The organism is Microbacterium sp. cx-55 (assembly GCF_021117345.1).
GTDB lineage: Bacteria > Actinomycetota > Actinomycetes > Actinomycetales > Microbacteriaceae > Microbacterium.
The window spans coordinates 1,125,296-1,136,342 of sequence record NZ_CP088261.1 but is presented as its reverse complement, the minus strand read 5'-3'; the positions used below and the strand labels follow the sequence as shown (position 1 = coordinate 1,136,342).

Annotated in this window: 11 protein-coding genes; all 11 read right to left on the bottom strand. The window is 68.4% G+C overall.

Going from position 1 to position 11,047, the window contains the following annotated elements:
* Positions 1-8: 8 nt before the first annotated feature.
* Positions 9-515 carry a regulatory protein RecX gene (locus tag LQ938_RS05230; RefSeq protein ID WP_223723437.1) on the bottom strand — a complete coding sequence of 169 codons (507 nt, stop codon included), beginning with the start codon at positions 513-515 and terminating at the stop codon, positions 9-11.
* A 212-nt stretch (positions 516-727) separates the two neighbouring features.
* Entirely contained in the window at positions 728-1,780 is a 1,053-nt protein-coding gene (gene recA / locus LQ938_RS05225; RefSeq protein WP_223723436.1) for a recombinase RecA, read from the bottom strand.
* Between the two features lie 243 nt (positions 1,781-2,023).
* Positions 2,024-2,248, bottom strand: a complete 225-nt coding sequence (locus LQ938_RS05220; RefSeq protein WP_223723435.1) for a DUF3046 domain-containing protein — start codon at positions 2,246-2,248, stop codon at positions 2,024-2,026.
* On the bottom strand, positions 2,249-2,557 hold the full coding sequence (locus LQ938_RS05215) for a helix-turn-helix domain-containing protein (protein WP_223723434.1): 309 nt from the start codon (positions 2,555-2,557) through the stop codon (positions 2,249-2,251).
* Between the two features lie 142 nt (positions 2,558-2,699).
* A complete protein-coding gene (locus LQ938_RS05210; RefSeq protein WP_374197493.1) occupies positions 2,700-3,236 on the bottom strand; it encodes a CinA family protein in 537 nt (178 codons plus the stop codon).
* Entirely contained in the window at positions 3,226-3,810 is a 585-nt protein-coding gene (gene pgsA / locus LQ938_RS05205) for a CDP-diacylglycerol--glycerol-3-phosphate 3-phosphatidyltransferase (protein WP_223723433.1), read from the bottom strand. Before pgsA ends, LQ938_RS05210 begins: the two co-directional genes overlap by 11 nt.
* Before the next feature lie 27 nt (positions 3,811-3,837).
* Entirely contained in the window at positions 3,838-6,576 is a 2,739-nt protein-coding gene (locus LQ938_RS05200; protein ID WP_223723432.1) for an FtsK/SpoIIIE family DNA translocase, read from the bottom strand.
* Between the two features lie 54 nt (positions 6,577-6,630).
* Positions 6,631-7,125: a GNAT family N-acetyltransferase gene (locus LQ938_RS05195; RefSeq protein ID WP_223723431.1), complete on the bottom strand. Its 495-nt coding sequence runs from the start codon at positions 7,123-7,125 to the stop codon at positions 6,631-6,633.
* A 23-nt stretch (positions 7,126-7,148) separates the two neighbouring features.
* Positions 7,149-8,825, bottom strand: coding sequence for a ribonuclease J (locus LQ938_RS05190; protein ID WP_223723430.1), 1,677 nt, complete (start codon positions 8,823-8,825; stop codon positions 7,149-7,151).
* A 106-nt stretch (positions 8,826-8,931) separates the two neighbouring features.
* Positions 8,932-9,903, bottom strand: a complete 972-nt coding sequence (gene dapA, locus LQ938_RS05185) for a 4-hydroxy-tetrahydrodipicolinate synthase (protein WP_223723429.1) — start codon at positions 9,901-9,903, stop codon at positions 8,932-8,934.
* A 143-nt stretch (positions 9,904-10,046) separates the two neighbouring features.
* Positions 10,047-10,895: an endonuclease domain-containing protein gene (locus LQ938_RS05180; protein ID WP_223723428.1), complete on the bottom strand. Its 849-nt coding sequence runs from the start codon at positions 10,893-10,895 to the stop codon at positions 10,047-10,049.
* Between the last annotated feature and the right edge of the window lie 152 nt (positions 10,896-11,047).

The window sequence follows — 11,047 nt, the reverse complement described above, 5'->3', positions numbered from 1 at the left end:
GCGTGCGCTCAGCGCTCGTCGAGGGCCTGACGAGCCGCGCTGAGCGCCACGTGGGACGGGTACCCGCGACGGGAGAGCTGCCCGGCGAGTCGACGGAGTTCCGCCTGCGCATCGCGCCCCCCGATTCCGGCGGCCTTTCGCCGCGCGAACTCCAGCGCGCGCTCCATGTCATCGTCCGGAAGCTCCGCGAGCGCCGCATCCGCGACATCCCGCGGCACCCCGCGCTTGGAGAGCGTCTGTCCGATTGCCTGGCGGCCTTGTCCACGACGGTCCTGCCCGGCGTGGACCAGCTGCTCTGCGAGCGCACGATCGTCCAGGTAGCCGAGTCGAATCGTCTCGGTCAGAATGTCATCGACCTGCTCACGAGTCAGTCCGTGTCCGCCCAGCACCACGCGGGCCTCCTGCACCGACAGCGATCGAGCGCGCAGCTTGCGAAGGAGAGACGCCTCCGCGGCTGTCGCCGCGGCTGCGGGTGCGTCGTCGTCCGCGCCGCCCGTCTCGTCGGTGAACGCCACGGGCTCTGTCTCGTCGGTGAACGCCACGGGCGCTGGCGCGGAGCCACTGGACGACCGGTCATCTCGCCACGTTCGGTGCCACTCGCCGCTCGCGTCAGCCCCCCGCGGGGAATCCGAACGCTCGGCCGCTCCGCGATCCGTGGTGGGACCGCCGAACAGCGGGATGACGGGGGCGAGCCGGTCGGACTCGCCCCCACCTGAATCACGCACGCTCACGCCGGACGACGCTGCGCAAGCTCGTCGGCGACGGAAACTTCTTCGGCACGCGCACCGCCGATTCCGAGCTTGACCTTGATCTTCTGCTCGATATCGGCCGCGATATCGGGGTTCTTGAGCAGGAAGTTACGGGCATTCTCCTTGCCCTGGCCCAGCTGTTCACCGTCGTACGTGTACCAGGCGCCGGACTTCTTCACGATGGTGTGCTCGACACCGAAGTCGATGAGACTGCCCTCACGCGAGATGCCCGTGCCGTACAGGATGTCGAACTCGGCCTGCTTGAACGGCGGGGCCATCTTGTTCTTGACGACCTTGACGCGGGTACGGTTACCGACCGCGTCGGTGCCGTCCTTCAGCGTCTCGATGCGACGGATGTCGAGTCGGACGGACGCGTAGAACTTGAGCGCCTTTCCGCCGGCGGTGGTCTCGGGCGAGCCGAAGAAGACACCGATCTTCTCGCGCAGCTGGTTGATGAAGATCATCGTCGTGTTCGTCTGATTCAGTCCACCGGTCAGCTTGCGGAGGGCCTGCGACATGAGACGGGCCTGCAGACCGACGTGCGAATCACCCATCTCGCCCTCGATCTCGGCCTTCGGCACCAGTGCGGCGACGGAGTCGATGACGGCGAGGTCGATGGCGCCGGAACGCACGAGCATGTCGGCGATCTCGAGGGCCTGCTCACCGGTGTCGGGCTGGGAGACGAGAAGCTGATCGATGTCGACGCCGAGCTTCTTGGCGTAGTCCGGGTCGAGCGCGTGCTCGGCGTCGATGAACGCAGCGATGCCGCCCGCGCGCTGCACGTTGGCGATCGCGTGCAGGGTGAGCGTCGTCTTACCGGAGGATTCCGGACCGTAGATCTCGATGATGCGCCCGCGGGGCAGACCGCCGACGCCCAACGCGACGTCGAGGGCGATGGAGCCCGTCGGGATGACTTCGACGGGGGCACGGTCGTCGCTGCCCAGCCGCATGACCGAGCCCTTTCCGAACTGCTTGTCGATCTGGGCGAGGGCCGATTCAAGGGCCTTTTCGCGGTCGGCGGGTGATGGCATGGGATGCTCCTTATTGCTCGCGGTCCGTCGCCTGTAGGCTGTCGCGCCCCGCCCGGATGGGCGGGTCCTGCGACAAGGCGGGATGTCGTTCGACGTTGTCCACGCTATGAGGGGGCTCCGACATTGTGGTCGGATCAGCCGCATCCGTGGACAAACGTGTCATCGACACCGTCTGTGCAGGAGCCTACGCGTCAGTCGAACGGATATTCGACGACACGCCGTCGGCGCCAAGGCCGTTTCTCGTCACCCGCGACGGGGCTCGAGACGCCCGGCACCGTGGCGGTGCGCGAGCGGAACATCCATCTCCGCGCACAGCGCGAGCCATACCGCACGCGGCGGCTCGCCAGCGGCGATCGCCTGCGTGGCGGTGCGATCACCGAACTCCGACAGCACCAGATCCGACACGAGGTAGGCGCCTCGGGACCCGAACTCGTCGAGGACGGCGCGGTCGAACTCGCTCCGCCGCATTCAGCGGAGGGAGAGTTCGGGCGACGCCATCGCGACGAGGTCGTCGGGAACGACGTCCGGGAAGACCGTCAGGCCTTCGAGCACGGACAGGCGATCGGAGACTTCACGCATGATGGTCGAGATCGGTACATCAAGGGCTTCGGCCACCGACGCGAGGATCTCGCTGGAGGCTTCTTTCTGGCCCCGCTCGACCTCGCTGAGGTAACCCAGCGCGACACTGGCGCGGCTCGCTACCTGGCGGAGCGTGCGGCCCTTCTGCTGGCGGAGGTCGCGGAGGACTTCACCGATCTCGTGACGAACCAGGATCATGTCGAACACCCTCCTCCTACCGTCTTGGCCGTGCCCGTGACGGACAACGGTACAACCTTGCGTCTTGCCAATCTAATCCCGAGCGCTGTGCGTCGGGTGGGAATGACTGTGACAACCGTGTGAACGCTCGTGGCATTCCCGCTCACAACGCCTCCAGCACCAGACGCAGCGCCCGCCGCACGGTCTCGGTCCGGATCTGCTCGCGCGTGCCGTCGAGCTGGAGCAGCTCGACCCGTGTCCCCAACGGAGTGGAGACCCCGACGTACACGGTTCCGACCGGCTGCCCGTCGGGAGACGTGGGCCCTGCGACCCCGGTGGTCGAGACTCCGACGTCGGCATGCCGGGCACCGTCGGCCAGCGCAGCACGCACGCCTTCCGCCATCTGGCGTGCCACCTTGGGCTGCACGGGGCCGTCGAGTTGGAGGATGGCTCCATCGACTCCGAGCAGACGCTCCTTCAGGTCGGTGGAGTAGGTCACCATCCCCCCACGAAGGTGCGCGGATGCTCCGGGCACGCCGACGATCTCGGCGCAGAGGAGTCCGCCCGTCAGCGACTCCGCGACCGCGATGGTCCACCCGAGTTCGGCGAGACGGGAGATGAGGCGTTCGGCGTCTGACCGGCGCCCGGCGACGATCGAGGTGGATTCGTCGATGCCCGGATCTTCGAAGTCAGCCGACACGGCCGCTCTCCCCCGCACGGACGCGTCGGCCGCGCACTTCACTGACGACGAAGTCGATCCCGCTGGCGATCGTGAGAATGACGGCGATCCACATCGTGACCGTGTTCACGACGCCGATCCAGTCACCCAGAAGCGCAGGGAGGGGAAGCAGCGCGAGCGACAGCGCCACCGCCTGTGCGAGGGTCTTCAGCTTGCCCATCCACGCCGCAGCCAGCACGTGATCGCTGACGACGACGAGCCGGTAGATCGTGACGCCGATCTCGCGGAAGAGGACGACCGCCGTCACCCACCACGGCAGCTCCGCGAGAATCGACAGACCGACGAAAGCACATCCCGTCAGGACCTTGTCGGCAATCGGGTCCAGCAGCTTTCCGAGGTCGGTGACGATGTTGTTCGACCGGGCGATGTGGCCGTCGATGCCATCGGATGCGATCGCCACGATGAACAGCGCCGCGGCGCCCCAGCGCAGCGCGCCGTCCTGGCCCGCGTCAGCGAGCAGCATCCAGAGGAAGACCGGCGCGCACAGGATGCGGACGATCGTGATGGCGTTCGGGAGTTGGCGGGGAACCGTCACGGTGCGAGCCTATCGATCGAGGGGCGGTCAGTCGCGCCCGGTGAGACCCCAGGCGTCCTCGGAACCCTCGTCGCCATCGACGACCTCGTGGCCGTCGAACTGCGAGTCGACCGCATCCGGTCCGTAGGGATCGGCGGATGCCTGCTCTGCCGGGGCGTCCTGGCCCTTCAGGCGCGCCAGCACGCCGGGGAGCTGCTCCACCGTCACCAGAACATCGCGGGCCTTCGAGCCCTCGGAGGGCCCGACGATCTCTCGGGACTCCAGCAGGTCCATCAGCCGACCGGCCTTCGCGAATCCGACGCGGAGCTTGCGCTGCAGCATCGACGTCGAACCGAACTGGGTAGACACGACGAGCTCTGCGGCCGCCAGCAGAAGCTCGAGGTCGTCGCCGATGTCGGCGTCGATCTCCTTCTTCTCCGCGACCGCGGCGACGTCGGAGCGGTACTCCGGACGAGCCTGGCCGGTGGCGTGGGCCACGACCTTCTCGATCTCGTCTTCGGTGACCCACGCGCCCTGCACGCGGATCGCCTTCGATGCCCCCATCGGGAGGAAGAGCGCATCGCCCTGCCCGATCAGGCGATCGGCACCCGGCTGGTCGAGGATGACGCGCGAGTCGGTGACGCTCGTCACCGCGAACGCGAGCCGAGACGGAACGTTGGCCTTGATGAGACCGGTGACCACGTCGACGCTCGGACGCTGCGTCGCGAGCACGAGGTGGATTCCGCTGGCACGGGCCAGCTGCGTGATGCGAACGATCGAATCCTCGACGTCACGCGGCGCGACCATCATCAGGTCGGCGAGCTCATCGACGACCACGAGCAGATAGGGGTACGGCTTCAGCACGCGCTCACTGCCCTCGGGCAGCTTGAGGTCGCCCGCGACGACCGCGCGGTTGAAGTCGTCGATGTGGCGGAAGCCGAACGACGCGAGGTCGTCGTACCGCATGTCCATCTCCTTCACGACCCACTGCAGCGCTTCCGCGGCCTTCTTGGGGTTCGTGATGATGGGGGTGATCAGGTGCGGGACGCCCGCGTAGGACGTGAGCTCGACGCGCTTCGGGTCGATCAGCACCATCCGCACCTCGGACGGCTTCGCCCGCATCAGCAGGCTCGTGATCATGGAGTTCACGAAGCTCGACTTACCCGAGCCCGTGGAACCCGCCACGAGAAGGTGGGGCATCTTGGCGAGGTTCGCCACGACGAAACCACCGCCGACGTCTTTTCCGACGCCGATAGTCATGGGGTGGGTCGACTTCTGCGCATTGCCCGAACGGAGCACGTCGCCGAGCGTCACGGTCTCGCGATCGGTGTTCGGGATCTCGACGCCGATCGCGCTCTTACCCGGGATCGGCGCGAGGATCCGCACCTCGTTCGACGCCACCGCGTAGGCGATGTTGTTCGTGAGAGCTGTGATGCGTTCGACCTTGACGCCCGGACCGAGTTCGATCTCGTACTGGGTCACCGTCGGACCGCGGGAGAACCCGGTGACCCGCGCGTTGATGCTGAACTGCTCGAAGACGCTCATGATCGCGCGCACGATGATGTCGTTGGCCTCGGAACGCGTCTTCGGCGGCGTTCCCGCCCCCAACGCGGTGAGCGATGGCAGGGCGTAGGGCGAGGACGGGGGCAGCCGATCCCCGCTGCCGCCGAAGCCGGCCGCATCCGGAAGTTCGGGCTGAGGACCCGTGTCGCCGTCGTCCTGCAGACCGCCGGCCGCGCGGCTTCCGGCCACGGCACGCTGTGCGGCCGCGATGACGGACGGGTCGATGACCTCGGTGAGCGCGTCGGGTGCGGGGGGTCGCGGCGGCACGGGTGCCGGGGGCGCCACCGGCTCGATGGCCTGCTCGAATCCGCCGCGCGTCGCGTCGCCGGAGAAGAGCAGCTCGGTCAGATCCTGGGATCCCGGCGCCGCATCCGGGTCTTCTTCACGGCCGGTCTTGTTCCGGCGCCACCACGGGATGGAATCGGTCTCGTCGTCATCGCCCGCGGCGACCGCACCGTTCTTCTTCGCGGAGCTGTCGAGCACGGTCGTCGCCGCATCGGGGTCGGGTCGCTCTGCGCCGAACATCCAGGCGTACAGATCGCCGAGGCGTCGACCGATGCGGTTCGGCGGAGTCTTCGTCAGGATCAGCACGCTCAGCGCGGCGACCAGTCCGAGCAGGATGCAGGCGCCGATCTGCGTGAGTAGGAGCGCGAGGGGCTCGCCCAGCATCCAACCGAACAGGCCGCCGGCCTCGCTGAGGGCCGGCAGACCGGAGTTCGGTTGCGGACGCCCACCGAGCACATGGCAGAAACCCGCGATCGTGAGGACGAAGAGGGCGAAGCCGATGCCGATCCGGCCGTTGTCGTGCACGGACGACGGATGCCGGAACAACCAGCCGGCGAGGAAGACGAGGAAGACGGGTAGCACGAACGCCAGGCGCCCGACCAGACCGCCCACGCTGTACGCGCTGATGTTGGCGGAGATGTCGGTGCCGACGAAGAACCACTCCGTGACCGCGCCGGCGACCGCCAGCAGCACCAGGAGGAACGGGAACCCGTCGCGACGCTGGTCTTTCTCCAGCGTCTCCGGGCCGAACGTGCGGAACAGGCCGCCCGTCAGATGCGCCACACCCATCCACGCGCGGACGATCACCGACGGCTTCTCGTCGTCTCCGACGTAGCGCTGCGGGGCCGGTGCCGGCTTCCGCGCGCGCGTCGAGCCGCCCTTGGCGGCTGTGCCGCTCTTCGCGACGGCACCGCGGGTCGAGGTGGAACTTCGTGGCATCCCCCCACGGTAGGCGGGAGGTCCGACGTCGGCCGGTAGCCACGCGGAGAAGCGTCAGTGCAGCCGTCGCACCATCGTGTCGCGGCCGAAGCCCGGCGCCGTCACCACGAAGCCCTCCGACCGGTACAGCGTCACGGCGTAGTTGTCGCGCTCGACACTCAGGCTGAGGCGCGCGTACCCGTCCGCGCTCGCGCGTTCCACGAGTTCGCGCAGCAGCGCGCGCCCGACCCCGTGCGCGCGCCAGATCGGACGCACACCGATGATGAGCTCGGGAACCCCCGTCGCGATGTAGCCGAATCCCGGCGCGGAGCGCGGCAGCATCCGGTACCAGGCGGCGCCGATCCCCTCACCCGTCGTGGCCTCGGCGACGAACCCCGAATCGCCCGGCCGCATCCACCCCGACACGTAGCGGCGGTGCTCGGGCGCATCCAGCACCTCGTGTCGCGGACGCGTCGCGCCGGAGCGCCAATTGGCCGCTTCGACGACCATGTCCGCGAGGAACGCCCCGTCCGCCTGCACGGCGGGTCGGATGCGATACCTCACGGACATGGCGAGATTCTCGCAGAAGTCGGTCAGGCCTCGATCACGAGCGGCACGATCATCGGCCGACGACGCAGGCGCTGGTTCACCCAGCGACCGATCGTGCGGCGGACGACCTGCGACATCGCGTGCGTGTCGCGGACGCCGGATGCTGCCGCCTCGCTCAGCGCGGCCGCGATCTTGGGCTTCACGTCCTCGAAGACCGAGTCCTGCTCGGCGAAGCCGCGCGCGTGGATCTCGGGACCGGAGATGATGCGTCCGGTCTGGGCATCGATGACCACGATCACCGAGATGAAGCCCTCTTCGCCGAGGATGCGGCGATCCTTCAGATCCGCATCCGTGATCTCGCCGACCGTCGATCCGTCGACGTACACGAACCCGATGTCGAGCTGGCCGACGACGTTCGCGACGCCGTCCCGGAGGTCGACGACCGTGCCGTTCTCCCCGAGGATCGTGCGCTCCGCGGGAACGCCCGTGTCCTGAGCGAGCTTCGCGTTCGCCATTAGGTGCCGGTACTCGCCGTGTACCGGCAGAACGTTCTTCGGCTTCAGGATGTTGTAGCAGTAGAGCAGTTCGCCAGCGGCCGCGTGGCCGGAGACGTGCACCTTCGCGTTGCCCTTGTGCACGACGTTCGCACCGAGCTTCGTGAGGCCGTCGATCACGCGGTAGATCGCATTCTCGTTACCGGGGATCTGGCTCGAGGCGAGGATGATCGTGTCACCCGGGCCGGGCTCGATCGCGTGATCGAGGTTCGCCATCCGCGACAGCACCGCCATCGGCTCGCCCTGCGAGCCCGTCGACATGTAGACGATGCGGTCGTCGGGAAGGTCGCGCGCCTTCTTGTAATCGATCAGCACGCCATCCGGAACCTTCAGGTATCCGAGGTCTTCCGCGATCGTCATGTTGCGCACCATGCTGCGGCCGAGGAACGCGACACGGCGTCCGTTCGCGGCGGCGGCATCGATGACCTGCTGCACGCGGTGCACGTGGCTCGAGAAGCTCGCGACGATGACGCGACGGGGCGCCTTGCCGATCACCTGGTCGAGAACCGGACCGATCGAACGCTCGAGCGGGGTGAATCCCGGGACGTCCGCGTTCGTGGAGTCGACGAGGAAGAGGTCCACGCCCTGCTCGCCGAGGCGGCCGAACGCGCGGAGGTCGGTCAGGCGGCCGTCGAGCGGCAGTTGGTCCATCTTGAAGTCACCCGTGACCAGCGCCGTGCCGGCGGGCGTGCGGATGGCGACGGCCAACGCATCCGGGATGGAGTGGTTGACGGCCACGAACTCGAGATCGAAGGGGCCGACCTTCTCCTCCTGGCCCTCCTTGACCGTCATCGTGTACGACTTGATGCGGTGCTCCTTGAGCTTCGCCTCGACGAGCGCGAGCGTCAGGCCGGAGCCGATCAGAGGGATGTCGTTCTTCAGCTTCAGCAGGTACGGGACCGCGCCGACGTGATCCTCGTGGCCGTGGGTCAGCACGATCCCGACGATGTCGTTCAGGCGTCCGCGAATCGGCGCGAAGTCGGGCAGGATCAGGTCGACACCCGGCTGGTGCTCCTCGGGGAACAGCACCCCGCAGTCGACGACGAGCAGCTTGCCGTCGTACTCGAAGACGGTCATGTTGCGACCGACCTCACCGAGTCCGCCGAGCGGCGTGACGCGGAGGGTTCCGGATTCGAGTGCGGGCGGATCGTACAGAGTGGTGGCCATAACGTGCCTTCCCGGATGCAGCGGGGCGCCGCATCCGCTCTCACCGCCTCCCGGCGGCCGCCCGCGCGGTGCGGGCTCCTCGTGCTCGCCTCGGGGCGAGCTCTTGTCAGCGTGTCGTGCCGTGCACCTTGGGCAGGGCACCGCCCGCGGCCGCATTGCGGTCGGGGCGGAAGTTGGAGAAGTCGGCGACGTCGCTCACGTGCGCGAGCTCGTCTTCGATGAGGGCGGCCTCCCACTCCTCGGGACCGACGAGCGGCAAACGCACGCGCGGGCTCGAGATGCGGCCGAGGCCGTGCAGGATGTACTTCGCACTCACGGTGCCGGGCACGTGCGTCATCACGGCACGAACGAGCGGCTCGAGCCGCTTGTGCTCGGCCGTGGCGGCAGCGAGGTCGCCGCGGTTCACCGCGTCGATGATCGTGCGGTACGGGGCCGCCGCAACGTTCGCGGTGACCCCGATCAGCCCGGTCGCACCGATCGCGAGGTGCGGCAGCACGTTCGCGTCGTCGCCGGAGAAGTACATCAGATCGGTCTGGTTGAGCACGCGGCTCACTTCACTGAAGTCACCCTTGGCATCTTTGATGGCGAGGATATTGGGGTGCTTCGCGAGTCGCAGGATCGTCTCGTACTTGATCGGAACGCCCGTGCGACCCGGAATGTCGTACAGGATGACCGGCAGATCCGTCGCGTCGGCGACGAGACGGAAGTGGGTGAGGATGCCGGCCTGGGTCGGCTTGTTGTAGTACGGCGTGACGATCATGATGCCGTCGGCCCCGGCTCGCTCGCTCGCGCGGTACAGCTCGATCGCGTGCGCGGTCTCGTTCGACCCGCCGCCCGTGATGATCTTGGCGCGGCCCGCGGCGACGTCCTTGCCGACCTCGACGAGGCGGAGCTTCTCGGGGTCGGTCAGGGTGGAGGTCTCCCCCGTCGTTCCCGTCACGACGATCCCGTCGGCGCCGGAGGAGATGACATCGTCGATGTGCTTCTCGACGGCCGGCCAGTCGACCTCGCCATCGGCAGTCATCGGTGTGATGAGGGCGACGAGCACCTGTCCGAAGGGGTTGCCCGTGTGCGTCATATCTCCAGGGTATCGGTTCGCACCCGGGCGGCGTGCGGCGGGCGCGGGCCCGGGCGGCGGGGCCCCGCGGCCGTCGTGTTCTCCGCAGTCGTCGGACCGGTGGGGCAGGTGTGCACGAACGAGGCTCGTGGGGCGGTCCGGGGCTAGCGAGTCCGACGACTGCGGATCACCTCGAGCCGCGCGAGGACCGCGCGCTCCACCACGGGCCAGGAATACAGCACCATCGCGTAGTCGAAACGCAGCGTCTCGTAGCCGCGCGCGGCGGCGGAGGCGTCCCGCAGGAGGTCGCGGTGGCGCTGCTCTGGCCGCGCGTGGTTCTCTTTTCCGTCGATCTCGAGTACCAGCATCCCGTCGATCAGGAAGTCGACCCGGCCGACATCGTCGATCCAGGCCTGGCTCACCATGGGGATCCCGAGGCGGTGAAGCCGCAGCCGCACGATGGATTCCAGGCCGCTGTCGGCGCTCGGCCGCGCGATGTCGACGAGCCACCGATGCCGCGCCGGGAGACTGGCCCGCACTTCCGCGCGCATCGCGGTGCTGAGCAGCCCGAGCCGCCACGCTGATTCGAAGGCGGCGAAGAACGCCTCGCCGCCGAGGCACCTCTCGACCTGTACCAGCGCCTGCACGACGCCGACCACGCCGAACGCCGAGGTTCCCGCGTCCCGATGGGTGACGCAGGCGCATCCCGGATGCGGATGCGCTCTCCCCCGTGGACCGACCCAGACGTGCGAGCGCTGCTGCGGTTCGAGCACCCAGATCCCGAGTCTCCGCAGGGCGCTTGCGCACGCGGACTCGCCGCCGTGGAGAGCCGCGACCACGACCGACGGCTCCGCTTCCGGCAGCGCGTAGACGCCCTCGCGGACGCGGAGAACCGCATCTGCGGCGACCGCGCGGCGCAGGTCATCACTGCTCGCGCCGCGGCCCATCAGCTCTCGGCTGCGGCAGACGCCGCCCTTCTCTTTCACGACATCGGCGACGGTGGACGGGCGCATCACGCCACTGTGCCGGATGCCGTGCACCCGCGACTGCGCCCGACGCCACCTGGGGGACAGAGCTCCCCACCCTGCCATGTGGGGAGGACAAGTGGCCCGTGCGGCGGGGCATCCGCGGGCGGCATCCGCGGGCAGCATCCGCGGCAGCGCAC

Coding starts and splice junctions, on each gene's coding strand:
- recA (WP_223723436.1), bottom strand. CDS start 1,780: ATGCCATCACCCGCCGACCGCGAAAAGGCCCTTGAATCGGCCCTCGCC.
- LQ938_RS05220 (WP_223723435.1), bottom strand. CDS start 2,248: ATGCGGCGGAGCGAGTTCGACCGCGCCGTCCTCGACGAGTTCGGGTCC.
- LQ938_RS05215 (WP_223723434.1), bottom strand. CDS start 2,557: ATGATCCTGGTTCGTCACGAGATCGGTGAAGTCCTCCGCGACCTCCGC.
- LQ938_RS05200 (WP_223723432.1), bottom strand. CDS start 6,576: ATGCCACGAAGTTCCACCTCGACCCGCGGTGCCGTCGCGAAGAGCGGC.
- LQ938_RS05195 (WP_223723431.1), bottom strand. CDS start 7,125: ATGTCCGTGAGGTATCGCATCCGACCCGCCGTGCAGGCGGACGGGGCG.
- LQ938_RS05190 (WP_223723430.1), bottom strand. CDS start 8,825: ATGGCCACCACTCTGTACGATCCGCCCGCACTCGAATCCGGAACCCTC.
- dapA (WP_223723429.1), bottom strand. CDS start 9,903: ATGACGCACACGGGCAACCCCTTCGGACAGGTGCTCGTCGCCCTCATC.
- LQ938_RS05180 (WP_223723428.1), bottom strand. CDS start 10,895: ATGCGCCCGTCCACCGTCGCCGATGTCGTGAAAGAGAAGGGCGGCGTC.